The 25,568-nt window shown below is 59.0% G+C and carries 22 protein-coding genes; 5 read left to right on the top strand and 17 right to left on the bottom strand.

Features of this window, described 5'->3' with window-relative positions; genetic code table 11:
* Positions 1–2: 2 nt before the first annotated feature.
* From IEU99_RS08625 to glf, 9 genes are all read right to left on the bottom strand, one after another.
* A complete protein-coding gene (locus tag IEU99_RS08625; protein WP_128889066.1) occupies positions 3–1,025 on the bottom strand; it encodes an alpha/beta hydrolase in 1,023 nt (340 codons plus the stop codon).
* A gap of 105 nt (positions 1,026–1,130) precedes the next feature.
* Positions 1,131–2,114: a decaprenyl-phosphate phosphoribosyltransferase gene (locus IEU99_RS08620; RefSeq protein ID WP_128889065.1), complete on the bottom strand. Its 984-nt coding sequence runs from the start codon at positions 2,112–2,114 to the stop codon at positions 1,131–1,133.
* Positions 2,111–2,599 carry a phosphatase PAP2 family protein gene (locus IEU99_RS08615; protein ID WP_128889064.1) on the bottom strand — a complete coding sequence of 163 codons (489 nt, stop codon included), beginning with the start codon at positions 2,597–2,599 and terminating at the stop codon, positions 2,111–2,113. The genes IEU99_RS08620 and IEU99_RS08615 overlap by 4 nt, the downstream gene beginning before the upstream one ends.
* On the bottom strand, positions 2,592–4,511 hold the full coding sequence (locus IEU99_RS08610; protein WP_128889063.1) for a glycosyltransferase: 1,920 nt from the start codon (positions 4,509–4,511) through the stop codon (positions 2,592–2,594). Before IEU99_RS08610 ends, IEU99_RS08615 begins: the two co-directional genes overlap by 8 nt.
* Positions 4,512–4,609: 98 nt before the next feature.
* Positions 4,610–5,770 carry an alpha/beta fold hydrolase gene (locus IEU99_RS08605; protein ID WP_128889062.1) on the bottom strand — a complete coding sequence of 387 codons (1,161 nt, stop codon included), beginning with the start codon at positions 5,768–5,770 and terminating at the stop codon, positions 4,610–4,612.
* Between the two features lie 126 nt (positions 5,771–5,896).
* Positions 5,897–6,445 (bottom strand): LppP/LprE family lipoprotein, encoded by a 549-nt coding sequence (locus IEU99_RS08600; RefSeq protein ID WP_229718466.1) that lies wholly within the window; start codon positions 6,443–6,445, stop codon positions 5,897–5,899.
* Positions 6,446–6,507: 62 nt separating this feature from the next.
* Positions 6,508–7,851 carry an LssY C-terminal domain-containing protein gene (locus tag IEU99_RS08595; RefSeq protein WP_229718446.1) on the bottom strand — a complete coding sequence of 448 codons (1,344 nt, stop codon included), beginning with the start codon at positions 7,849–7,851 and terminating at the stop codon, positions 6,508–6,510.
* A 21-nt stretch (positions 7,852–7,872) separates the two neighbouring features.
* Entirely contained in the window at positions 7,873–9,231 is a 1,359-nt protein-coding gene (locus IEU99_RS08590) for an MFS transporter (RefSeq protein WP_128889060.1), read from the bottom strand.
* A gap of 151 nt (positions 9,232–9,382) precedes the next feature.
* Complete coding sequence (glf, locus tag IEU99_RS08585) at positions 9,383–10,546, bottom strand: UDP-galactopyranose mutase (protein WP_128889059.1); 1,164 nt, start codon at positions 10,544–10,546, stop codon at positions 9,383–9,385.
* Positions 10,547–10,729: 183 nt separating this feature from the next.
* Here glf and IEU99_RS08580 point away from each other — a divergent pair, with 183 nt between their 5' ends.
* The gene (locus tag IEU99_RS08580) at positions 10,730–12,799 is read left to right on the top strand and encodes an N-acetylmuramoyl-L-alanine amidase (protein WP_164931120.1); all 2,070 of its coding nucleotides are present in this window, start codon (positions 10,730–10,732) and stop codon (positions 12,797–12,799) included.
* Here the strand turns inward: IEU99_RS08580 and IEU99_RS08575 are convergent.
* Genes IEU99_RS08575 through serS form a run of 3 tightly spaced genes read right to left on the bottom strand, consistent with a single transcriptional unit; the run spans position 12,792 to position 15,649 of the window.
* The gene (locus IEU99_RS08575; protein ID WP_128889058.1) at positions 12,792–13,607 is read right to left on the bottom strand and encodes an HAD family hydrolase; all 816 of its coding nucleotides are present in this window, start codon (positions 13,605–13,607) and stop codon (positions 12,792–12,794) included. The two genes, IEU99_RS08580 and IEU99_RS08575, sit on opposite strands and share 8 nt — an antisense overlap.
* On the bottom strand, positions 13,604–14,380 hold the full coding sequence (locus tag IEU99_RS08570) for a lysophospholipid acyltransferase family protein (protein ID WP_128889057.1): 777 nt from the start codon (positions 14,378–14,380) through the stop codon (positions 13,604–13,606). Before IEU99_RS08570 ends, IEU99_RS08575 begins: the two co-directional genes overlap by 4 nt.
* Positions 14,381–14,386: 6 nt before the next feature.
* Complete coding sequence (gene serS / locus IEU99_RS08565; protein ID WP_128889056.1) at positions 14,387–15,649, bottom strand: serine--tRNA ligase; 1,263 nt, start codon at positions 15,647–15,649, stop codon at positions 14,387–14,389.
* 37 nt (positions 15,650–15,686) lie between these two features.
* On the opposite strand from serS, the gene IEU99_RS08560 reads away from it, so the two are divergent.
* Positions 15,687–16,664 carry a septum formation family protein gene (locus IEU99_RS08560; protein ID WP_128889055.1) on the top strand — a complete coding sequence of 326 codons (978 nt, stop codon included), beginning with the start codon at positions 15,687–15,689 and terminating at the stop codon, positions 16,662–16,664.
* Between the two features lies 1 nt (position 16,665).
* A complete protein-coding gene (locus IEU99_RS08555; protein WP_229718445.1) occupies positions 16,666–17,007 on the top strand; it encodes a metallopeptidase family protein in 342 nt (113 codons plus the stop codon).
* A 5-nt stretch (positions 17,008–17,012) separates the two neighbouring features.
* Here IEU99_RS08555 and IEU99_RS08550 read toward each other — a convergent pair whose 3' ends face one another.
* Together IEU99_RS08550 and pheA are read right to left on the bottom strand one after the other, a co-directional pair.
* Positions 17,013–17,624, bottom strand: a complete 612-nt coding sequence (locus IEU99_RS08550) for a histidine phosphatase family protein (protein ID WP_128889053.1) — start codon at positions 17,622–17,624, stop codon at positions 17,013–17,015.
* Positions 17,625–18,539 carry a prephenate dehydratase gene (gene pheA, locus IEU99_RS08545; protein ID WP_128889052.1) on the bottom strand — a complete coding sequence of 305 codons (915 nt, stop codon included), beginning with the start codon at positions 18,537–18,539 and terminating at the stop codon, positions 17,625–17,627. It lies immediately after the preceding gene.
* Positions 18,540–18,563: 24 nt separating this feature from the next.
* On the opposite strand from pheA, the gene IEU99_RS08540 reads away from it, so the two are divergent.
* A complete protein-coding gene (locus IEU99_RS08540) occupies positions 18,564–19,718 on the top strand; it encodes an amidase (protein WP_128889051.1) in 1,155 nt (384 codons plus the stop codon).
* Between the two features lie 20 nt (positions 19,719–19,738).
* Positions 19,739–21,055, top strand: a complete 1,317-nt coding sequence (locus tag IEU99_RS08535; protein WP_128889050.1) for an LCP family protein — start codon at positions 19,739–19,741, stop codon at positions 21,053–21,055.
* Here IEU99_RS08535 and IEU99_RS08530 read toward each other — a convergent pair.
* From IEU99_RS08530 to betA, 3 genes are all read right to left on the bottom strand, one after another.
* Complete coding sequence (locus IEU99_RS08530) at positions 21,039–22,586, bottom strand: alanine/glycine:cation symporter family protein (protein WP_128889049.1); 1,548 nt, start codon at positions 22,584–22,586, stop codon at positions 21,039–21,041. The genes IEU99_RS08535 and IEU99_RS08530 overlap by 17 nt on opposite strands.
* Positions 22,587–22,668: 82 nt before the next feature.
* Entirely contained in the window at positions 22,669–23,562 is an 894-nt protein-coding gene (locus tag IEU99_RS08525; RefSeq protein WP_128889048.1) for a DUF5926 family protein, read from the bottom strand.
* A 33-nt stretch (positions 23,563–23,595) separates the two neighbouring features.
* Positions 23,596–25,389 carry a choline dehydrogenase gene (gene betA / locus IEU99_RS08520; RefSeq protein ID WP_128890753.1) on the bottom strand — a complete coding sequence of 598 codons (1,794 nt, stop codon included), beginning with the start codon at positions 25,387–25,389 and terminating at the stop codon, positions 23,596–23,598.
* Between the last annotated feature and the right edge of the window lie 179 nt (positions 25,390–25,568).

Here is a 25,568-nt window from a genome sequence, read left to right as displayed (position 1 = left end):
GCTTACCAAGCATTCATCACATCGAGGATGCGGCCGCGAGTCTTTGCAAGCTGCAGATCCCACTGCTGCCAGTTGTGAATGCCCAGCAGCGGATAGTCAGAGGTGACGTTCAGACCAATGGCACGAGCCTTGGGCTCCCAGTAGCGGGTAGAGGCATTGGCGCTAGCTTCAAGCGCGGAGCCAACCAGCAGGCCATTGATTGGCTGACCAATTTCGCCCGGACCCCACACACCGGAGGCGGCGGAGACATAGATGTCCTTACCGCGCAGGCCTTCCATGTTGGTATAAGGATCAAGCTCGGCACGACGCGGGCTCATGATGGAGCCGTACATGTTGTTCACATTCATCTGCGCGGTGTCCCACACAACCAGACCCATCAGGGCAAAGGCACCGGGCAAGGTGGTGGTGAGATAACCGGAGTAGCTCAGTGCCTGACGGAACTGCTGCGGGTGATTTGCCGCAAGGTTCATTGCGGCGGTAGCACCCATGGAAAGACCGGCGATGGAGTTATTGGTGGGGCTTACGCCAAAGTGCTGCTGCAGGTAGGCGGGCAGCTCCTGGGTAAGGAAGGTTTCCCACTTCGGGGTTGGGCCACCGAAGAAGCCCTGAGGGCCAGCCCAGTCGGTGTAGAAGGTACCAGCACCGCCCACTGGCATGACCAGGGTGATGTTGTTATCTACGAACTTCTCCATGGCGCGGGCGTCGACGGCCCAAGCGTTATAGGCCTCCGGGGCACGGGCACCATCGAGCATGTAGAGGCCAGCATTGCCAGCACGCTGAGCGGGCTGGATCTGCACGGTGATGTTGCGACCATTCGAGGGCGACCAAACATCACAACGCTGCACCCAAAAGGCCACACCATCCCAATCGCAGTGACCGGTAGCATCAGGGCGCAGCCAATCGCGGTGGCCTTGAGCACTAGCGGTGCCTGCACCGACGGTAGCGAGTGTGGCTGCAGTAGCCAGCGCTGCGAGCGTTGCGGTTGCCTTACGGGCAACCGACTTCAAGCGAGACGCGAACGACATAGTTCTCCTTCACTGTATTAACGGAAGACCTATCGTGGCCCCGAACTGAAGCGTTACAATTTCGTGATCTTAATGTCGAACACCTTAGAGCATCACGCGACAAAACTACAATGCCGGGACGACGTAGACGGCGATGGTGATGCAGGCAATCCACATCAAGGCCAGCACCTGCAATGGGCGATCTTTGAGCGCAATCTCATCGGGCGCACCGCCCTCACCTCGGTCAACATCGGCCGCGTAGCGCAAAATCGCCACCGTCACCGGCACCATCGAAACCTGGTACCACACCTTCGCAGCACCATCGACGGCCGATGCCATCTGGAAGCCCCACAGCGCATAGGAGATCACCACCGCAGTAGCTGAAAGCGTCCAGACGAAGCGCAAGTAGGTAGGGGTATAACCTTCGAGCGCTTTGCGGATCTTGGCGCCGCTTTTCTCCGCCAGCAAAATCTCGGCATAGCGCTTACCAGAAGCCATGAACAGCGAACCGAAGGCGGCTACAAGCAGGAACCACTGGGAAAGGTTGATGCCGGCAGCCACACCGCCTGCCATGGCGCGCAGCATGAAGCCGGACGATACGAGGGCGATGTCAATCACGGGCATGTGCTTCCACCCGAAGCAGTAGCCAAGCTGCAGCACAATATAGACAGCGACCACGATGGCGAGCCCCTTGCCGGAGGTGGCCAGGAAGCTCAACACCACAGCCCCGATAATCAGAGCCACGGCCATGCCATAGGCAAGGCCTACTGGCAGCTTGCCGGAGGCAATGGGGCGATAGCGCTTGGTGGGGTGTTCCCTATCGGCTTCTACATCTCGGGCATCATTGACCAGATAGATCGAGGATGCGGCCATGCAGAACACTAAGAAGGCTAAGGCGACGTCGCCAAGCGTGCTGCTGTGAAAGAGCGTATCCGCACCGGCAGCCATGGGTGCTGCAAGCACGAGGACATTTTTTACCCACTGCTTGGGGCGCAGCCCTTTGATGATCGCCTCGCCTAGGTTCTTCGGAGGCTTTGGTGCCTGACCTTTGGGGTTTCGCGATAGCCCGGAGGTATGCGGCTCTGACTCCAATAGCGCGTCGTCGCTCACTTGCTTCCCTTCATAATCACTGCGGTGGCAGCACCAATGCCGGCACCGGCTGCTACATCACTGGGGTAATGAACGCCGAGAACCATACGCGAGAACATCATCACCGGCACACCGGCCAAAGGCCAGGGCTTGCCGCAAATGTACGCCAGGCTCAGCAGCGCCGCCGTCGTGGAAGTGGCGTGGGAACTTGGAAAACTCAACTTCGAAGGCGTAGCCACACCAATCTCAATGCGAGGATCATGGGGCCGTTTCCTGCGAACAATTCGCTTGATCACCACGCTCGCGGCGTGGCTACAAAAGGAGGCACCTGCCAATCGGATCCACTGTTGGCGCTTGGATGGCTGCACGAGGGCGCCGAGCGCCCCAAGACCCATCCATCCGAGTGCATGTTCTCCAAAATGGCTCATGGCCCGAGCAGCCGGCAGGACTCCGGGACGATCGGCGAAGGTGCGCTGGATGCAAACCAGCACATCAGCCTCACGCATCGAACACCTCACTCCATGCCTCGCGGCTGGTCAGGTGCTCGTGCGCTGCACGATATTCACCGCGCAGGCGATCAAATTCTTCCGCCACCTGCTTTTGCAGCTTCAGCGATTCCTGCAGCAACTCCTTGGCCAGCTTGCGGTCGCGCTTACGGAAGACCACGCCCGATCCATCGGCAGTGGTCACGGTGGCGGAATCCAGTTGGCCTAGCGAGAACCAACGAGCGTTAATTGGAGCCAGGTTGGCCTGCGGCACCTCGTGGTGATCGCGGTTTTCCTTGCTCAGGGTGTGCTTGAGGCTCTTAGCCAACCACACAGCCTTCTTTGCACCAGCCAATGGGCCATTGATGGTCCAGGTGGTTGGTACGCCGGGAGCACCGGAAGGTCGAGGCAGCTCGCTGGCGGAGGAAATCACCTGCGCATCGCTAAATTCCTTGCGCATGGCGTTGATGCGTGGCAAGGAGGTTTCGAGGATATCGAAGAGGTGATCTGGGCCTGCCAAGAAATCCTTCATGGCCTCGTTTTGGATAGCCACAGTGGAGTACTCCATGCACACCAGGTGCTTTGCGGTGGCCTTTTGCATGGAGCGGATCAGCCCCTTGGTATCGCCATCATGCTGCAGTGCCGCCACAATCAAGCGGTTACGAAGGTGGAAGTAGGCCTGCCAGTCGATCGCATCGTCTTTATCACTCCAGGCCATGTGCCAAATGGCGATGCCAGGCCACGATGCGGTGGGGAAACCTGCCTTGCCTGCGCGCAGGCCGTACTCGCCGTCATCCCACTTAATAAAGAGTGGCAGCGGTTGGCCGATGGTTTCTGCAACCACACGCGGGATGGTGCACATCCACCAGCCGTTGTAATCGACGTCGATGCGGCGGTGCATATCGCGCACATCGAAGTCCGGGTTCTGCGGCCAGCGGTTCTTCAGCGGATTCGTCGCGAAGTCGTGGTCATAGTGGGTGTGCGGTGCAGCAGTCCACATGAAGCTGTGGCGGTCAATGACCTCACCCATGGTGTGAAGGTGGCTGCGCTCTTGAAGGTTCAGCATCTGGCCGCCAATCAGCATGGGGTGCTTGGCGTAGCGGGCGGCTTGGAGGGCGCGCAGGATGGAGTCGGGCTCGATCTGGATATCGTCATCCATGTAGAGGATGTAGGGCGAATCCGGGGTGTTATCACCCAAGGCCTCGTACATGATGCGCGAGTAACCACCGGAGCCACCCAGATTGCCCTGGCGGAATTCGAAGAAACGGTCCTTGAAGTGCTCGGTAACTTCCTTGTAGCCGGGTTCATCGGCGGGGTGCTTATTGCCCTGGTCGGGCATGATGATCGCGTCGATCACCGCGTCGACCTCGGGGTCACTTGCCAAGGCCTCAAGAGCCGCCACGGCGTCGGCTGGGCGGTTGAAGGTGGGGATGCCGATGGTGGCGCGGGCCTCGAATGGGCCAACCTCGGTGCCATCGGGCATGGTTTGAGCCTTGGGCGCATGTGGCGCGTACCAGCCAGCGGTGATGGTGGCATCGGTATCGGCGGTTACTTCAAACCAGAGCCAGCCGCCATCTTCAAATTGTTTGAGCGAGAGCTCGAATTCTAAGGTTCCATCGCTCACCACGTCGCCGGCGACTGAAAGCCGGGAGGCGTCGATCTTTGAGCGGAAGACATCCACGCGGGCGGTGCCTTGTACCTCGACGCGAAGGATAACGGAGGAAAGCTGGGACCAGCGGCGCCAGTAGCTGGCCGGGAAGGCGTTGAAGTAGGTCTGGAAGCTCACCTCGTTGCCGGCCGGAATGCAAATGCTATTGCGGTCCGACCAGCGAGAGCGGGTTTGGTTGTGCTCGGATTCAATGAGGTAGAGCATGCGAACGTCATAAGGCTCGCCAGCCTTTGGCAGCAGGAAACGCTGCAGTTTCGCGTCCATAAAATGACCTTCCCTTTTGGCATAAACTTTCCCAATTAGGCTACTCGCTTTCGCTAGCCCGCTGGGAGTGACGCTTCGGGGAAGGTCTGGAAAGATGATTAGTGGGCGTCCAGCCAGGCAATGGCTCGATCAATTACCTGGTCACGAGCCGGTTCATTCATCGTCTCGTGCATCATGTCTTTCCACAGAATCATCTGCTTATCGGTGCTGCCCACCGCGTTGTACCAGTTGATATCCAGCGGATATGGCACCAATCCATCGGTGTCGCCGTGCATGATCAAGGTCGGGCCTTGGTAGTTCTTGGCGTGCTGACCGGTATAGAGCAGTGCTTCGATGATCTGCAGGCCGGTGGACATGTTCACCACCTTGGAGTTCAGCGGATCATTGGCCAATTGATCACGCACATCGGGATCGCTGACCACGCCGATCTTGAAGGCGTTGGGAATCTCCATCTGCTGCAGTGCAGCGGGCGACTCGTGCGGAGCCACGCCGGGCAGTTGGCTCACATCCATGCCAACGCTATTGAGTGCGCCGTTGAGATTGACCCCAAATAGCGCGTCGAAAGGCGCCAAGGGGCGTTCATCTTTTCGGGTAAAGGGATCCAGCATGCTCAACGCGGACTGGCCATCGGCGTGAATGTACTCGGGCTGAAGATCATTGGAACCATAGAGGTTGGCCGGAATGCCGCCGCCATTGGTCACCAGGCCGTCAATATCGCCGGGGTGGTTCACCGCGTAGTACTGCGCGGCCATGGCACCCATGGAGTGGCCCATCATGTACAGCTTGCCGGGCTGCTCGGCGCGAGCCATATCTACGAGCTGCTTCATGTCGGAATCGACCAGCTCGAAGTTATTGATCAAGTTCTTGCGCACATTGTTATAGGGCTCTGCGGAGCGACCATGGCCACGGTGGTCGAGGCGGTAGACGTTGTAGCCGGCCATATTCAGCCGGTAGGTGATGTAGTCGTAGCGCTCTTGATTTTCTGCCAGACCGTGGATCAGGGCAACGGTGGCTTTTGCACCGGGCACAAGATTCTTTTTGAAGTAGATCTGGGTGCCATCAACTGAGGTGAAGTGGCCATCGCTGACTTGTGCATTGGGGGCCACCATGCCGGAGACTTGGCCGGGGTAGGTGTTGTATTCGCGAACATAGCCCGCGGGGTTCGGCTCGGCATATGCCGGGGCAAGGGTGCCGCCAAAGGCGATGCCTGCGGCCAGGAGGATTCCAAGGGATTTGCGTGTCCCTTTGTGCTGCTTCATGGATGAACCTGCCTTTCTTGATCTGATTAACAACAATAGGCTTGCTGTTAAAGCAACAAAGAAAGACGATCCTTAGATACCCTCTTGTGGGGGTATCTAAGGAAATGAATGTAACACGGCGGAAATTTAGGATTTTTGTTCTGTGAACTGCGATAAGTCTAGAAGCGGCGCCGAAAATATCGCATCCTGGGCAAGAGTATTGTTTTCTAGAACTAACGCCTTTCCATCAAGCGTAAAAGTGGCTGCCTCTCCGTCCCGATAGCGAATCACTACCGTGTTTGGATCGATCCGCTCCACGGCATCCATGCTCCCGAGCAGCAGCGGTGCCGGCTCAACCACGACCGATCCGTGCTCGAAAAACACCACCGCTTTTCTAAAGTCCGGCCCAGCCATACCCGAAAGCACCGCCCAACTCAGCGGCTCGCAGGCATCAAAATGATCCTCACTAATGGTGAAGTCGAAGGTGATCGAGGGATTGCTCGCCAGCGGCAAAGGACGCACGCCCCAAAAGGGATTACGCTCGCCGGCACAGGCCGGCGGCTGCTCACTCGAAGCGGCCACCACCGAGGAACTCGGCTGCTCAGATCCCTGATTGGCGCAGGCGCCGAGCAACATCGCACAGAGCAACATCACACAGGGCAGCATCACATAAGACACCACCGCGCTGGGCAGCATCACGGGGCGAAGCAGCGCAGCACTGCGCGGCTGCGCAGCGCCGAACGGCCTGAGGCAGTTGTTCATTGCACTCCCGAACGACGACGCAGGGCAAACACCCAGGCACGCACCGCAGGCGCGCTCAGGGCAAGCACCACCAATACTGAAAGACCTACGCTGAGGTAGGCGAAAATGCTGGGATGATCCGCCATGGTGAGCCGCCACATCTCCCCCAACGCCCCGACGGAGGCGATGATCAGGAAAACCAGGCGCGCCCAGCGCTTGCGGCGCACAGTGAGCACATAGAGCCCACCTTGGATCAAGGTCGCGATAATAGCGCCGAGCGCCCCAGATAGCGCGGCTCCCACCTCCGGGTCATCGTGCACAAAGCCCAGGAGCGCGACGGCGATGAGCAGCACCACCAGTTTGCTGGCTACGGCCAGGCCAACGAATCCGAGCTGCAGCGGCGGGATTTCCTTATCCAGTTTCTCATCGAGCTTCTGGTTTTCCAGGTGCACAAGATTGCTGCTTTGGCCGGTATCCACTCCGGCCTCCTCCGCGCGCTGTGCTGCGCCGTGCACGTCGAGGATGGGCAGGTTGCCGTCGGTGTGCACGGCATCGCCGCCGCCATTTTTATCGTGGTAGGCGGTAGAGAAATTTTCGATCACTTCCACGCTTGTGTCGGGATCTTCAAAGCGCACAGAGTCGATCACATAGTCGCGTTCGGCGTCGGTGTTGGCATCAATTTTGTGCGTGATTTGCCAGGTGAGGGTGGATAGACCCACTGCCCTATCGTATGTACCTGCCGCCAGCCACTGCACCTTCTTTTCGCCGGGCAGCTCCCAGCCTTCTGGTACTCGCCAAAAACGAATGTGGTGGCGCTGCGAGGCATTGCCATCGACTTCCTGTTGGTATGCAAAGTCGTGTTTGCGCCCAAAAAGGTAGAGGTTCGATACCGGCGCAGCGGGATATGAGGTGCGCTTGAGCGAGCTCATGATGATGCCCAGCGATGAGCGGAGGGTGATCGGATCGGCCTTGACCCAATTGGCTCGGTGCATCGCAGCGTGGATATCAGCCTCTTCACCGCGAAGGGCCAAATTCACCGGATCGCCGAGCACACCATCACCGGTTTTGGTGCGCGCCATAAAGTAGTCGGGAATGTACACCGTGGTAAAAAGCTGGTGCATTCGCGGTAGCGCCAGGTAGGTCAGGGTAAACCAAAACCCGAGCAGCATGATGATGCTGCGCCAGGAAAACTCCAGCCCCGAGAGCAGCAGCACCACCACATACCAAAACACCAGCAGCAGCCCTAAGGCCACAAATGTGCTATCAATCAGGGCATACATCCTGCCTACGCTGGGCTTTTGAGGCGGCTGCAGGTGGTATGTGGGGTAACTCTTTGGTACGGGGTAGGGAGTTTGCTTCACCCACTTAGTTAATCACGACTTTTAGCTTTTCGACGCATGCACGCGTTGCATTAAAGCGCGTTCTTGCCTACCCACGAGCGCGAAGAGCACCACGGTGAGCACGGCGAATGCGATAAACACCATGAAGGTGACGTTCCAGCCGAAGTGCTGCACCAAGATGCCCACACCGGTAGAAGCAAGCGTTGCACCAAGCAGGTAGCCAAAAAGGCCGGTGAAGCCGGCAGCGGTGCCTGCAACATTGTGGGGAGAAAGGTCGATGGCCTGCAGGCCAATGAGCATCACGGGGCCGTAGATGGTGCCGCCGATGAGTGCGACAAAGAAGATCAGCAACCACATGGGCGTGCCCACCGGCAGCAGCCAGTAGACGCCGATGCTGAGGCCGGCGGCGAGCATAAAGAGCATGCCCGCGCCGGAGCGATAGCCCTTGAATACTTTGTCGGAAAGCACACCACAGGCGATGGTGCCCACGATGCCGGCGAGCTCGAAGGCCGCGAAGCCCACCAGGCCCTTGGAAATTTCTGCGCCGTGTTTCTCGGCCAAGAAGACGGTGACCCAGTTGAGCACGCCGTAGCGAAGCGCGTAGACAAAGACGTTCGCAATGGCCAGCATGACGATGGTCTTATTGGTCAGGACGTGGCGGAAGACGCGCTGGGAGGTGCTCAGGCCATCGTCGGCGGCCTCAACTTTGGCCGGGTCTTGGCGGTATTCCTCGATTGGAGGCAGGCCTTGAGATTCTGGGGTATCGCGCACCAGAAGGAAACCGATCAAGGCCACTAAGAGTGCCACGATGGCGGGAAGCCAGAAGGCCACCTGCCATTGATTGGGAAATTGCGCTAGGCCCACACCAACCAAGGCCGGCAGTGCTGCGCCACCGACGTTGTGGGCGGTGTTCCACAGCGAGGTGATCGAGCCGCGCTCATTGGTGGAATACCAGTGCACCAGCACGCGGCCGCAGGGCGGCCAGCCCATGCCCTGGAACCAGCCGTTGATAAACATGGCGGTAGCGAAGATCCCTACCGAGGCAGAAAGGTAGGAGACGTTGGCGATCAGCAGATTCATTACTGCAGAAAGCGCCAGACCCAGCGGCATGAAGTAGCGCGCATTGGCCTGGTCGGAGATCATGGCCGAGAAGAATTTTGATAGGCCATAGGCAAAAAGGACGGCGTTGGCGATGATGCCAACGCCTACTTTGTCGATGCCGGTGTCGTCGAGAAGCAGGGGTGCAATCAGCGAGACATTGTTGCGGATGAGGTAGAACCCCGCGTAGCCGATGAAGATGCCAAAGAATACTTGAACTCGAAGGCGTGGGTAGCTCGCCCTGATGGCTTCTTCACTTTTGCGCGGGGCGGCGGGAGGGGCCGCCAGCCAACCTAGCTTCATGGTGTTCCTTTCAAAAGGAGAAGATTGAACACCTCCGAAACTACTAGCGCAACCGTTTGCCACCTAGTGGCTTTTGCCACCTCACCAGCATCTGTGCTGCTCAAAAAACGGCACTGTGAAGAAGTTCTCAGTGCCGTTGCAACGCTGATGCTTAGCGCAGTTCTTCTGCGAGCTTGTTATCGAACATGCTCAGCGCCGAAGCAATGGCCATGTGCATATCCAGGTATTGGTAGGTACCCAAGCGTCCACCGAAGTACACGCGCTGCTCGGCTGTTTCTTTCTCAGCCAGCTCGCGATACTTCAACAGCATCTCGCGGTCATCAGGGGTGTTAATTGGGTAGTAGGGCTCGTCGCCTTCTTCAGCAAAGCGAGAGTATTCCTTCATAATGACCGTCTTGTCTTTGGGGTGACGATCTTCTCGCTCGGGGTGGAAGTGACGGAACTCGTGGATGCGCGTATAGGGGAATTCGGCATCGTTGTAGTTCATCACCGGGGTGCCCTGGAAGTCGCCGGTGGGCAGCACCTCGGTTTCAAAGTCGAGGGTGCGCCAGCCCAGCTTGCCTTCCGAATAATCAAAGTAGCGATCCAGCGGGCCGGTGTAGACCACGGGCGCTTCGGGGTTTTGGGCACGAAGTTCTTCGCGCACCTCGAACCAGTCGGTGTCGAGGCGAACTTCGATGTTTTCGTGCTCTGCCATGCGCTCAAGCCAGGCTGCGTAGCCGTCGACAGGCAAGCCCTCATAGGTGTCGTTGAAGTAGCGATTATCAAAGTTGTAGCGCACCGGCAGACGGGTGATATTGCCGGCGGGCAGTTCTTTGGGGTCGGTCTGCCACTGCTTGGCGGTGTAATCGCGAATGAAGGCCTCGTAGAGGGGGCGGCCAATCAAGGAGATGGCTTTTTCCTCAAGATTGGTGGCGTCTTGGGCGTCGATTTCGCTGGCCTGCTCGGCGATCAGCGCACGCGCCTCATCTGGGGAGTAGTAGCGGCCGAAGAATTGGTTAATCAGGCCAAGCCCCATGGGGAATTGATAAGCGGTGCCATTGTGCATGGCAAAGACTCGGTGCTGATAGCCGGTGAAGTCGGTGAATTGGCGAACATAGTCCCACACCCGCTTATTGGAGGTGTGGAATAGGTGCGCGCCGTATTTATGGATCTCGATGCCGGTTTCCGGCTCTGCCTCAGAGTAGGCGTTACCACCTAGGTGGCTGCGGCGCTCCACAATGAGCACCTTCTTGCCCAGTTGGCTTGCTGCGCGTTCAGCGACGGTCAGGCCGAAAAGGCCAGAACCTACGACAATCAGATCATAAGAACTCATGTGGCTGAGCCTAGCAATCTTCGGGGCGATTGAGGCTTCAACACTTAAGGGGTGCAGGGGTGAGCTGCAAGCCCAAATCACACTATTCACACGCGACACACCCGTCGCTATTGTTTCTTCTTTCACTTAAATGATCTAGGCTATACACCAGTTACGTGACAATTCCCCCACAAGGAGAACTTCGTGCAGCAGCGACGCCGCCTTATCCCCGCCAAACAGCGCCCAGTAATAGCGCTCGTATCTGCGCTGGCTGTGGCCGCCTCCGGCGTAGTCGGCCTCCAGGCCACCAATGTGATCAACACCGACGGTGAAGGCATCGCGCCGGTCACCGCAGCCGTTGATACAGAAAGCCTCGCAGAGGGCCTCAACGTGGTCATCGACGATGCCGCCATCGCCGCCCAAGGCGGCGAAGGTCCGCGCACCGTCAAGGAATTCCACCGCGACCAAACCTTCTCCCAGTTCGCAGTGACCTGGGAAGGCGAAAAGGACATCGCCGCCTTCGTGCGCGCCAAGCGCCCGGACGGCTCATGGTCTGAGTGGTACGACACCGAGCCAATGAACTTTGGCGATGGCAATTCCTCCAAGCGAGGCACCGACCTGATCTACATCGAGCCCACCAACACCGTGCAGGTGGCCATGAGTGGTGTGGAGCTCATCGCAGAAACCGCCAAGACCGAGGTAAATAAAGCCTCCAAGGCCGCAGCAAAGGCCCAGAAGGAACTGCAAACCAACTACGGCGCCATCCAGCCGGTAGCAGAAGTTACCCCTGCCGATGCCGTGGACGTGGTCTTTGTGGACGGTGGCAGCTCTACCCTGCCCGAAAACGGCATCAACCTCACCGCAGATACCGATGGCATGCCCAAGGTGATTTCGCGCAAGGGCTGGGGTGCCGATGAATCCCTGCGTTGCCAGACTCCCGAGTACTTCGACGGGGTTTCCGGGCTCGTGGTGCACCACACCGCTGGTTCCAATAACTATTCCGAAGCTCAGGCACCCGGCATCGTTCGTGGCATTTATCAGTACCACGCACAAACCCTTGGATGGTGCGATATCGGATACCAGTCCTTGGCCGATAAGTACGGCAACCTCTACGAGGGTCGTTATGGCGGACTGAATAAGGACGTGTGGGGCGCGCACGCAGGTGGCTTCAATGAGAACACCTGGGCCGTGTCCATGATGGGCAACTACGAGGCAGTGGCTCCTTCTGCCCCGATGCTTAAGGCCGTGGGCGATATCCTCGGCTGGCGCGCAGCCGTGGCTCACCTGAACCCCACCGGCTCTGGTGTGCACACCTCTGAGGGCACCACCTACTCCAAGTACCCCTATGGCCAGCAGGTAACCCTGCCAAATATCTTCGCTCACCGCGACGTTGGCACCACCACCTGCCCCGGTGCCGCGGGATATGCGTCCATGGGCACCATTCGCTCCATCGCGAAGAAGAAGTACGAGGAGATCAACTCCGGTAAGAGCCGCACCGACCTTGCTTCCGAAGCAACCAAGATTGCCGAGGCCGTAGCCCCCGACACTAAGGATGCCAAGGACACCAAGGACGCTAAGGACACCAAGGACAAGGAGAAGAAGACTCAAAGCCCCAAGGCCGAGAGCACTCCCACCACCACCCCTAAGGCAGCAGCGAAGACCAGCGATAACGCACCGGCTCCGAAGCCCGCTGCAGAGCGCACTGCATCGCTGAACTCCACCGCAAGCGCCGAGGATTACCTGCGTTCCCTTTCCGCCATGAGCCCGGAGCAGGCCCTGAATTCCCTGCTTGGTCTGGCACTGGATCTCAAGGAAGGCAAGCAGCCGAAGAACTTCGACCTCGCCACCCTCGGCAACGTCAAGGTCGCTGATGGCCTCAAGCTTTCCGACGTCCCCGCGATCGTCGAAAAGCTAGTAAAGGCCTCCGATAATGACGAGATTGCCAAGGCCTGGAAGAACATCCAAGCCCAGGTAGGCCCCGTGCTTGGCAACCCCCGTTCGGGCACGACTAAGTACACCGCGAAAACCGGTGAGGACGTCACCTACGCACTCTTTGATAAGGGCATCATCGTTTCCTCCCCCGAGACCGGCGCACAGGCGCTATGGGGCATGATTGGCGATGCATGGGCAGCTCAGGGCTTCGATGCAGGCCCGCTGGGATTGCCGGTGAACATGGAACACCGCGTTGACGGTGGCCTGATCCGCGTTGATTTCCAACACGGCTACATCACCTTCGACCCAGCAACGGGTGCAGTGGATATTCAGACTAACTAAAGATCCGCTCGATCACCCGAGCTACACCAAAATCATCATTGGCGGCCGTAACCTCATCGGCCGCCTTTTTCACGTCTGGGTGCGCATTGCCCATGGCCACACCATGGCCGGCCCAGCGCAGCATCTCAATATCATTAGGCATATCGCCAAACGCCAAGACCTGCTCGCGGCCAACACCAAGATTGGCCGCTAACACCTGCAAAGCGCGAGCCTTGACCACCCCGGGGGCAGAAACCTCAAGCAAACCGCCATCATAGGAAAAGGTGATGTGCGCGAGATCCTGCGGAATATGCGGGGCCAGCAGCTCATGCATCTTCGCAGCAGAGAGGTGCTCGGAACGAAGGAGCAGCTTCATGGCGGGCTTGGACAACAACTCCGCTTCTTCTACACAGCCATGCTCGGAACTATCCCAGGCGTGAATGTACTCAGGGGTGACCACAAAAAGCTCATCAGGCTGCTCAAATGCCGATGCACCTACGCGTTCCACCGCGGTGCTACAACCACCGGGCAGCACGTCCCGAGCCGTGCGAACTACGCTGCGCATCGCCTCGCAACTGAGGTTTTTGGCCTCAATCACTTCATCTTTGGCGGAATCATAGAGCACTGCCCCATTGGCGCATACGCACACCGGGCGAAGGGGTAACTGCTCCAGCACCGGAAAAATCCACCGCGGCGGCCTGCCGGTGGCAAGGGCGAAATGCGCACGCCCGTCAAGCAAGGCGATGGCGTCACGCAAGCGCGAGGTCACCCGCTCCTGGGAATTTAAAAGCGTGCCATCAATATCGCTTACGACTAAAGCGGGAATCATTGTTCCGTCTTCGTTCGTTCCGTCTTCGCTGGTTCCATCTTCGCTCGTTCCATCTTCACCGCGCCGTAGGTTTGCTCGTAGTCATGCTGCACCTCTGCGAGCAGCTCGGCCATCGCCGAGTGCAGACGCTGGGTTGCTGCTTCTACATCCCCGGAGGCATCGATGGGCTGGCCCACCTTCATCCAGATGGGGAAATGATGCCGACCCATCTTCTTTTTGTGGCCTTTGGTCCACAATTGCTGCGCGCCCCACATGGCCATGGGAATCAAGGGCGCATCCGCTGCCTGAGCAATACGCACCGCACCGGATTTCAATTGGCCAAGTTCGAAGTCCCGAGAGATCGTGCCTTCGGGGAAAATTCCCACTAATTGGCCGGCCTTGAGCCTGCGCACCGCCTCATCCAGGGATGCGGCTCCGGCTGCGCGATCCACGCGGATATGCTTCATGGCGCGCATAAGCGTGCCAACGCCTTTGACGTCGAAGATCTCGCGCTTCGTCATAAAACGCACCAGGCGTTTGCCGCGCAGGCGAGCCGGAATACCAGCAAAAATAAAGTCCATATAGCTGGTGTGGTTGCAGGCAATCAGCCCCGCACCATCGGCTGGAATATGTTCGGCGCCTTGAATGGTGATCTGAAGCCCCTGGGCCTTCATCACCCCTTTAATCGCGGGAATGATGAGTCTGGAATAGACCAGCTCTTTTGCCTCCGCATGCTTCGGGGCGGGCTCAAGGCCTGCTTCGACTCGAAAACCGTCTTTGCTGGTCCATTCCATGTGCTTTTACTTCCCCTTCGGTTCCAACACATCCTTGCCAACGAAGGGGCGCAGTGCCTCGGGCACAAGCACGCTTCCATCGGCCTGCTGGTTATTTTCCAAAATAGCCACAAGCCAACGGGTCGTGGCCAAGGTGCCGTTCAAGGTGGCACAGGTTTGGGCTTTGCCCTGCTCATCACGGTAGCGGGTGTGCAGACGGCGCGCCTGGAACGTGGTGCAGTTCGACGTGGAGGTGAGCTCACGGTAGGTCTGCTGCGTTGGCACCCAGGCCTCGGTGTCGAATTTGCGGGCGGCGGAGGAACCGAGATCGCCACCGGCTACGTCAATAACGCGATAGGGAACCTCGACGGCAGCCAGCATCTCTCGTTCCATATCGAGCAAGGCTTGGTGCTGCTGGGCGGCTTCTTCCGGCTTGCAGTAAACAAACATTTCAAGCTTGTCAAACTGATGCACGCGCAAAATACCGCGGGTGTCCTTGCCATAAGAACCAGCCTCGCGGCGGAAGCAGCTCGACCAACCGGCGTAGCGCACAGGGCCATCGCTGAGGTCGATGATCTCGTCTTGGTGATACCCCGCCAGCGCCACCTCAGAAGTACCCACCAGGTAGAGCTCGTCGCGCTCAAGGTAGTAGATCTCTTCCGCGTGGGCACCTAAGAAACCAGTTCCCTGCATCACCTCGGGGCGAACCAGCACCGGAGGGATCATGAGCTGGAAACCATGAGCCCTGGCCTTCTGGGCAGCAAGAGTAAGCATGCCCAACTGCAGCATGGCGCCATCGCCGGTCAGGTAATAAAAACGTGCGCCGGAGACTTTGGTGCCGCGCTTCATATCGATCAAGCCAAGCGATTCGCCCAGCTCCAGGTGATCTTTGGGCTCGAAGTCGAATTCCGGCGGGGTGCCCACATGCTCAAGCACCTCGAAATCCTCTTCGCCACCTGCCGGAGCGCCTTCAACGACGTTGCTCAGGCGCATCTGCACCTCGAATACTTCAGCCTCGGCGCGCTTTTGTTCCTCTTCAGCCTGCTTCACCTTGGCTTTGAGCTCATTGGAGCCTTCCAGCAGCTTGGGGCGATCCTCCGGGGAGGCCTGGCCGATCTTTTTGCCAAACGCCTTTTGCTCAGCACGCAGCGCGTCGGCTTCTTGAATAGCGCTACGGCGGGCATCGTCGGCTTGCAGCAGTGCATCTACTAAAGCCGGATCCTCCCCGCGGTTTCGCTGAGATTCTCGGACAACGTCAGGGTGTTCGCGCAGGAATTTCAGATCAATCACGCCTTTAACCCTACCGCGTGGCATGATGGAAGCCACTATGAAGCAATCGTGGCGATCCGCATCAGCAGCACGCGCGTTCCTCGTGGGCGCTTTGATCGCAGCCGCCGGTATCGGCGCCTACGAAGCCAGTGTCGAAACCCCACCGCAGCGCAGCGACGACAGTACTCAGGTGGCCTCCTTCAGCACCGCCGATATGGGCTCCTGCTTGACCTGGACAGATAAAGACGGCACGATCTCCGATTTCGAGCAAACAGATTGCGCCGGCCCGCACCGCTTTGAGGTATCCAGCAGGGAAAACCTCGCCAGCTACCCCTCGGCGGAATTCGGTGCCGATGCCCCCATGCCGGATCTTGCCCGGCAGGCTCAATTGCGCGAGGAACTTTGCTTCAACCCCACCGTTGCCTACCTCGGAGGCACCTTCGACCTCAATGGCAAGTACTCCATCGCCCCGATCTTGCCGCCCCAAGAAGCCTGGGAGCGAGGAGATCGCACCCTCTTGTGCGGCCTTCAAAGCACCGATGCTGAAGGCAATGTGATTACCACCAGTGGCAAGGCCGCTGAGCAGGATCAATCCAATGTCTTTGCCGTGGGCGATTGCGTTGCCACTGATGCCGCAGGCGGCGCGCATACCGTTGAGTGTTCGGCACCGCACCAGCTTGAGATCACCTCGGTGGTGGATTTGCAGCCGGTGTTCCCCGATCGTGTGCCCAGCCAGGAAGACCAGGATAAGCACTTGCGCACGGTGTGTACCCAAGCGGCTCGGGATTATTTAGGCGGCGATGATCGCCTCTATGAATCCACCTTGCAGCCCTTCTGGACCACGGTGCCTTCGAGTTCCTGGCTCGCGGGCTCGCATAGCGCCAATTGCGCGCTGGTGTTTGGTGATCAAGGCAAGTTCGCCGCCCTTGAGGGCACGGCCAAGGAGCAGTTCACTATCAATGGCCAAAAGCCTGCCCCGCGCCCGAAGCGCTCGCCGATTGTGAATCCCGATGAGCTGCAGAAGGTGGAGCAATAAGGTGGTCACGGACGAGGAGTTCGAAGAGCTTGTCGACGAAGCCTTAGCCCAAATCCCCACCCACATCACCGACCGGGTGCGCAATTTGGCTGTGCTCATCGAAGATGCCCACCCCGACTCCCCCGGCATTTTGGGGCTCTACCAGGGAGTACCCCTGACCGAGCGCACCTTCGATCACGCCGGCTTCTTGCCCGATACCATCACCATTTATCGGACTTCGCTCAAAAACTACTGTTCAACACCGGAAGAACTTGTAGAACAGATTCGGATTACGGTGTTGCACGAAATTGGCCACTACTTCGGCATGGACCACGAGCAGATGCACCGCCTCGGCATTGCCTAAATGCCCTAGAGCCAGCGATCAACCCACCAGCGGCAACGCCACTGCTGATCGAAGATAATCGCGGTTGAATTCAGTACCGGGACATCGCGGATGAGTTCCGTTGGAACACCGCCAAGGTGCGCACCAAGAATCCTCATCACCCCGCTGTGGCACACCACAACAGTGTCGCGATCTTCTTCGGCCAACGTCTCCAGCACCGGAACTGCACGGTCGAGCACATCCTGCGCCGACTCCCCGCCGGGGATACGAGCCCGCACATCACCTGTGACCCATGCCTGCACCACGCTGGCTAGTGCCTGGTGCGCTTGGCTTGAATTGTCATCTTCAAAATCGCCGGCATCTACCTCATGCAAACCGCTCAGTACGGAAAGTTCCATGTTCCGCCCCGTTGCCTCGGCAAAGCCCTCGGCTCCGGCCACCAGGCTTTGTTGGGCGCGAATGGCGATCGAACTGACCCCAAGGCTGAGGTCCGGGCACAGATTTGCAAGCTCCACGCCCGCCGCACGGGCACCGGCACGCCCTCGTGGTGTGAGTTCTGCCCCAGGTGGTCGAGTATCCAGGCGCCCGGCGACATTCCCGTAGGTTTCGCCGTGGCGCAGCAACACAATATTGCCCACTTACTTACCCTCCTTCATCGCATCCAACCAATCGCGGGAAGCCTGCAACGCAGAAGGGCTATAAAGCTGTGGGATCGCCTCGATGCTTGCTGCAGGCCAAGAGCCTAGGAATGTCAGCGTCTCACTGGCTAAATACAATGCCCTCAATGCCTCCGAAACTGGCTGGTCATTGATATGCCCCAGGATATCCACATGGAAGCGATACGTGCCCAGGCCGCGTCTGGTGGGGCGCGATTCGATGCGGGTTAAATCCACGCCCCTCATGGCAAATTCCCCCAGCGCAGACACTAACGCACCTGGCTTATTATGCAGGGTAAACATCACGCTTGATCGATCGCTGCCGGTGGCTGCTGCTGGTTTGCCTCGGCGGCCTACCAGCACGAAGCGGGTGCGGGCATCGGGCACATCGGCCACCTGATCGGCCACCACCGATAGCCCATACACCTGTGCTGCGTGTGCCGGTGCGGCTGCCAGATCCACCTCCCCTTCTGCTACTGCGCGGGCTGCTGCGGCATTGGAGCTTGCTGCTACAAATTCAATGCCCGGCGCGTGGGCGTCGAGGTACTGCCTGATTTGCTGATACGCCACCGGGTGGGTGCTGATCTTTTTTGCCTGCTCAAGCCCGATACCTTTGCTCATCAGCGCAAATTCAATGGCGAGGTCTACTTCGGCATAGATCTGCACCCCATCGGCCTCAGCCAGGGCATCAAAGGTGGGTGTGACTGGGCCGTCCACTGAATTTTCAATGGCGACGCAGGCCAGATCCACCTGTTGCTCGCGTACCCAGTGCACTGCTTCGCGGGGGTTGGCTGCGGCCACTGCTTCTGCATTGGCGTCAATGACGCCGCGGCGTTGAAACTCGTGCAGTGCAGCCTCGGTGAAGGTTCCCCTTGGGCCTAAAAACGCGATCCTCATAGAGCTAACTAGTACCATGATCGCATGCATCAAGACGTGGAAACGCTCGCCCAGGCCGTGGCCACCATGGACCCGAGCGAACACGGTTTTGCCTATTTCGATTCTGAGGCCGCGCACCGCCAGGTGGGCGCGCTTGGAGATCTCAGCGGCTGGATCATCCCCGCCAAGGACCTTTCAGACGTCAAGGGAATGCCCACCACCTTCGGCAATATTTCCCGCACCCGCATGCCTACGGAAACTGATCCCTTCCTTGCTGCGCTTCAAGCCCGCGGCGCGATCATCCCCGGCAAGACGCTGACCTGCGAGATGGGGTTGAGTGCCTACACAGAGCCGGTGGGCCAGCCCGCACCGGTTGCCCCCAGTGGCCTGACCCCCGGCGGCTCTTCTGGTGGCGCGGCGGTGGCGGTGGCCAGGGGTTTGGTGCGCGTGGCTCATGGCTCCGATGGTGGCGGTTCCATCCGTATTCCCGCGGCGTGTTGCAATATCGTCGGCTTTAAACCACCCCACAACACCCGGCGCGCCAACCCTGTTGCTCAGGGGTTTTTAAGCTCCACGCTTGCCGACGTCCACCGTCTGTATCGCATCCCGCCCCAATCGGCACAACGTCAGCGCATTGGCGTGCTGCTAGAACCCGTGCACGCCGAGGTGGAAGTTGCAGAGCACATGTTGCGTGCCGTCGATCATGCTGCTTCTTTACTCGCGGCTGCCGGACATGAGGTTCGGATGGTGCAGCGCCCCTATGGCGATGCTCCCTTCCAGGCCTTTGCCGATATTTTGGCCTTGCGTTCGAGCAATATCCCTGGCGAGGCTTCTCCTTTGGTGGAGTGGTTGCGTGAGCGTGGCACCCACATCAGCCGGCAGCGCGCGAAGGTCGCCACGGAGGAGTTCCTGAGCGTTCATCAGCAACTGCTCGCCGCCTGGGATATTGATATTCTGCTCAGCCCAACGCTTGCATTTGACCCGCCGCCGATTGGCTATTTTTCCTCCATGGCCCCCGAGGAGGATTTCCATGCTCAAACGCAGTGGACCCCTTGGGCCACCATGTGCAATATGGCGGGTATCGGCGCTATTTCTTTGCCGGCCCAGGGGGCATCGATTCACCTTGCGGCGATTCGTTCGAGCATTCCGCAGTTGCTGGCTGTTGCCGCTCAAGCTGCCCAGAACTCAGTGCACAGCTAAGTCGCTACTACGCTAGAGCTATGGATTATGTCTACGACGCCGACGGCAAGCCGATTCGCGACCGCTATGGTCGCCCGGTTCGCCGGCGCCAAGAGGGCTTCCGCATTGATCCGGATCGTTTAGAAAAAGCACGTCGCGCCAGGCAGCAGGCAGGTGGCGACGCGGCTTCCAAGCAACCGCCTCAGCGGCGTCCGCGCAGAAGCCAGCCGGAACAAGCTCCACGGCAGCAGTTTCCACGGCAACAGGTGCCACCGCGGCAGGTGCCACCACAACAGGTTCCGCCACAGCAGCCTGCCGGCCGCGAGGTTCCTCGGCAGCAATACGTGGCTCCTAGCCAATTCCAGCCGCGCCAGGAATATCGTCGCCCGGAGCCTGTGCAGGTATCCCCCTCGATTGCCCAACCGGCTCCGAAGCGCGCCCGTCAGCCACGGCGTCGTCCTCGTCTTGGATGCCTGGGCACCCTGCGCTGGGTGGTTGCCGCTGTTGTAGTGCTGGTGTTAGTTGGCGGGTTGTGGGTCGATGCGAAGCTCAACCGCATTGATGCCCAGCCGCCTCAGCACATTGCTAATACCGCTGGCACGAACTGGCTTTTGGTGGGTTCCGACTCTCGCACGGATCTTTCAGAAGAAGATGTGCAGCGTCTTGGCACCGGCGGCGATATTGGCTCGATGCGCACCGACACGATCATGCTGCTGCACCTGCCCACCTTTGGCAAAGCCACATTGCTGTCGATTCCTCGCGACTCTTATGTGAATATCCCCGGCTATGGCATGGACAAGATCAATGCTGCCTTCTCCTTGGGTGGCGCGCCGCTATTAGAGCAGACCGTGGAGGAAGCCACCGGTTTGCGCATCGATCACTATGCCGAAATTGGCATGGGTGGTTTGGCCAATGTTGTCGATGCCGCAGGTGGTATCGAGGTGTGCCCGCCGGAGCCTATCGACGACCCACTGGCCAACCTCAATATCCAGGCTGGGTGCCAGCGCGTCGATGGCCCCACTGCGTTGGGCTATGTGCGTACCCGTGCCACGTCGATGGGCGATTTAGACAGGGTGCAGCGCCAGCGGGAATTCTTTAGCGCGCTGGTAAATAAGCTCACCTCCCCTGGCACCTTCTTAAACCCCTTCCGCGTGCTGCCCACGATCTCTACTGTGGCGGGCGCTTTTACGGTGGATAAGAAGGATCATGTGTGGCATCTGGCCAGGGTGGCGCTTGCAATGCACTCCGGAATTGAAACAACCACGGTGCCCGTCGGTGGCTTTGCCGATACCGATGTGGGCAACGTGGTGTTGTGGGATGAGCCTGCAGCGCAGGAGCTTTTTAATTCTCTTCGTTAACGGTGCTGACCACGGCACCGTTGGGGAGGTTGCGCTCGCGCATGATGCGCTTGCGTTCCACCCAGAAGTCGGCGTTGCGGATACCCAGCGCCTCAGGATCAAAGTCGGGTTCGAGCCCGGCTTTCTTCTGTTTGCGGTAATCCCAGAGGCATTTTTGTGCAGGTACCTGGATGATCAGAATTGCGATCACGTTCAGCCAGGCGGTAGCACCTGCGCCGATATCACCCAGTGCCCAGGCTGCGCCAGGGGTGGTGGTGGCGCCTACGATCACCGAGATGATCACCAGGATGCGCATGGTAAAGATGATCGCCTTGCGAGCCTTGTGGTTTTTCACCCAACGGTTGAGGTAGGCGGCGTTGGTTTCTGCCAGGTAGTAGTAGGCAAGCACCGTCGTAAAGGCGAAGAAGAGGATCGCCAGCGCCACGAAGCTCGGTCCAATGCCTGCGGCAAAGGTATCCAGGCCGGACTGCACAAAGCCTGGGCCTACCGGCACACCTTCCGGCAGTGCGCCTTGGTAGCGCACGGCACCGTCTTCGGCGCCACCTTCAAATACTCGGTACATGTCGGTGGAGATGATGATGAAGGCGGTAGCCGAGCACACGAAGAGCGTGTCTACGTACACGGCGAAAGACTGCACAAAACCTTGCTTCGCGGGGTGAGAAACCTCGGCTGCCGCGGCAGGTTGAGGGCCGAAGCCCTGACCGGCCTCGTTGGAGTACAGGCCACGCTTCACGCCCCACAGAATGGCCATGCCCAGGAATCCGGAGAAGGCGGCTTCCTTGTCGAATGCGGAGTTGAAGATCAGCCCGAACACGTGCGGGATTTGGTCATAGTTCTTAAACAGGATGACCAAGGAGGCGACGATGTACACGGCCGCCATGAAAGGCACCACCATCGAGGCGAAGGTAGCGATGCGCTTTACGCCACCGAAGATGATCACGGCCAAGCCAATAGCCAGGATGGCGGCGGTGATTTTCGGATCGATATTCCAGGCGTTTTCTACGGCAGCAGACACGCCATTGGCCTGCACGCCAGGCATGAAGTAGCTGGTAGAGACGATGATCACGATGGCCAGGATCAGGGCGTAGACCAGCATGAAAGGCGCGGCCTTGGTGTGCTTATAGGCCTTTTCCACGTAGTAGGCAGGGCCACCACGGTATTCGCCGGTGTCTCGGTCTTGTTCCTTGAAGATCTGGCCCAAGGTGCACTCGATATAGGAGGTGGCAGAACCGAGCAATGCCACTGCCCACATCCAGAACACCGCGCCTGGGCCGCCGAAGGCGATGGCGGTGGCCACGCCGGCGATATTGCCCACGCCCACGCGCCCCGCCAGGGACATCATGAGGGATTGGAACGACGAGACGCCATTTTCAGACTTCTCGCCGTGTCGGATTTGCCGCATCATGTCTGGGATGCAGCGGATCTGCATAAAGCCGGTGCTGATGGTGAAGTACGCACCAGCGCCAAGCAAAAGGAAGATGAGTCCTTTGGACCACACAAGCCCGTTGAGGGCATCAATGAAATCCGCCATGCGCCGATCCTATCTACTAGTCGAATTGCAGATGACTATAGCCCGATAGGTTTTGTGGCGCACATCTCGCGGGGGTGGTGGCTTAGCGGATTGTCACTTGTCGGGAGTTGATGGTTTCTACTCGACGACGTTCCTCTGCATTCAAAGGCTCATCATTTTCCAGCTCTTGGCAAAGCTTGGCATCAAGTGCCTTGAGGTCTTCGGCATAGCTTTCGGGGGCACGCTCGGGATCGAGATCCCACACCGGCACCAACACACCATGGGTGCGGAACACGCCGGCAAATTTCGAACCCTCGCCAAGGTGCAGCTCATCGCGTGCGGCAACGCGCGCCAGCGCCTTCATCAACGCATCTTCGGGCTCCGGGCGCACCCAACGAATATGCGCCTTCTCGCCTGGATTAATCCACCATGCCGTCGCCGGTGCCTTCACGCGCTGGGAGGGCAGTACGGATTCATTGGCCATCTGCAGCCCCTGCGCGTACTCGGGGGTAATCATGCTGGGATCCGGCACCCACCAGTTGAAGTCGTGGAACTCTTCGATCTCCAACGCTTGGTCTTTATCCAGCAGCTCTTCAAGCTTCGGCTGGGAGCCATCGGCCACGCCCACCTCAAGCACGCTGCCGGGCTTCGCGTCCAGAGCCCACGACAGTGCGAACGCTAAATCGCGGTGTGGGTTTTGGGAACGCTGCTGGGTTTGCAGCGCAACGAAGATGCTGCCATCTTCGCGCACCAATGCCGCGCCGCCGCCGGGCAGCACGGTGCAAAGGTGTACTTCTTTGCCCTTTGCCTGTGCCTTCGCAATTGCCGAAGGCACAAATTCCTGCAGGGCCACCAGATCCGTCTCGAAGGAGAAGCCCTCATAGGGGCGCGGATCCTTTTCAAACTTGGCACGTTCTGCAGCGCGGGCGGCAAGTTTAGCCTGCCTGCGGCTCATGCCTTCAGGCAGTTGCTCTTTTTGCTTCTTCTTTTTAGCCATGCTTTCTAAACTTACCGCCTGAGCGCGGCAGGTCTAGTGCCAGGCACCCTCAATACGCTCGACGTGATCGCGCACCCGCTCACCCTCGGCGTACAAAGGCATATCCTTCTTCGCCTGGTAGAAGGGCGCATCGATCGGATCGAGGGGCTTGCGGCCGCGGATGAGGTCAGCGGCCTTTTCCGCCATCATGATCACCGGGGCGTAGATATTGCCATTGGTGATGATCGGCATGACAGAGGCGTCGCAGACGTAGAGGCCATCGACGCCGTGCACCTGCATCGTCTCCGGATCCACCACTGCCATTTCATCCTCGGCGCTACCCATCTTGGCCGTGCAGGAGGGGTGCAATGCGGTTTCGGCATCATTGCGTACCCATTCGAGGATTTCCTCGTCGCTTTGCACATCCATACCCGGTGAGATTTCCCCATCGGTGTATTCCTTCATGGCCTTGGTGTCGAGCAGGCGACGCGATACGCGCACGGCTTCGACCCATTCGCGGCGATCCTGGTCGGTGGCCAGGTAGTTAAAGATGATCTCTGGCTTTTCCTTAGGGTCAGCGGACTTGATGTGCACGTGCCCAAGGGTGTCGGAGTACATCGGGCCTACGTGGAATTGGAAGCCGTGCGGGCTATCAATCACGGTGCCGTCGTAACGCACTGCCATGGGCAGGAAGTGGAACATGAGGTTCGGGTAGGCCTCGTCGTCATTGGAACGAGCAAAGCCGCCGGCCTCGAAGTGGGAGGAGGCCACGGGGCCCTTCTTGCTCAACAGCCACTGCAAACCGATGAAGGGGCGACGCCACATCTTCAAGTAGGGCTGCGAGGACACCGGCTGGGTGACGTTGTACTGCACGTACACCTCAAGGTGATCCTGGAGGTTTTCGCCTACACCCGGCAGGTGCTTTTTCACCTCAACGCCGGCCTTTTCCAGCACGTCCTTATCGCCAATGCCGGAAAGTTGGAGCAGTTGCGGGGTGTTGAAGGCGCCACCGCACAAAATGACCTTATCGGCGTAGACGCGGCGCTTCTTGCCCTTCCACTCATACTCCACACCGACGGCCTTATCGCCCTCGAAGAGCACGCGGGTAGTAAAGGCGCGGGTGCGCACGTCCAGGTTCTTGCGATCCATCACTGGGTGCAGATAGGCGCGCGCAGCAGAGAGGCGCTTGCCGCCGAGGATGTTGCGGTCGAAAGGCGCGAAGCCTTCTTGGCGGTAGCCATTGACGTCATTGGTCAGGTTATAGCCCGCCTCTTGCACGGAGCGGAAGAAGGCCTGGAATAGTGGGCTGGTTGCCGGGCCACGGGTGAGCTTGAGTGGACCGTTGTGGCCGCGACGGGGATCTTCCGGATCGGCGCCGAGGGCGGTTTCCATCTTGTTGAAGTACGGCAGCACGTGCTTGTAGTCCCAGTGCTCCATACCCGGCAGCGCGCCCCACTTTTCATAGTCCATGGGGTTGCCGCGCTGGAAGATCATGCCATTGACGGAAGAGGAGCCACCGAGCACCTTGCCGCGGGCGTGATAGATGCGGCGACCGTTCATCTCCGGCTCGGGCTCGGATTCATAGCCCCAGTCGTAGTGCTTGTTGCCGATGGGGAAGGAAAAGGCCGCTGGCATGTGGATGAAGAGATCCCACAGCGAATCCATACGTCCGGCTTCAAGCACTAACACATCGGTGTTGCTGTCTTCGCTCAAGCGATTGGCCAGCACCGAACCGGCGGAGCCGCCACCAACAATCACGACATCGCGACGGCGATCTTCTACTACTTCGCCTTCGGTGTCATGTTTTCCACCGAAGCGTTGTTGCAATGCCCGGAATTGATCTTGCATAGACACGCAGGTTGCCTCCCTTGTTCCGACTTATTCCTTTTTATACCCAAAACGATGCCCGATTCCGGGGCGGTTTCTACCCCCGCCACCCCTGAATGAACAGGCACTTTGGGCTAACCTTTTCCATTCTGCCAAAAAGCAGGAACAAAGGCTAACGCCGGAGGATTACCCCTGCTTGT

It is taken from the genome of Corynebacterium pelargi, from assembly GCF_014635485.1.
GTDB classification, from domain to species: domain Bacteria; phylum Actinomycetota; class Actinomycetes; order Mycobacteriales; family Mycobacteriaceae; genus Corynebacterium; species Corynebacterium pelargi.
This window is presented reverse-complemented; position numbering and strand designations above follow the sequence as displayed.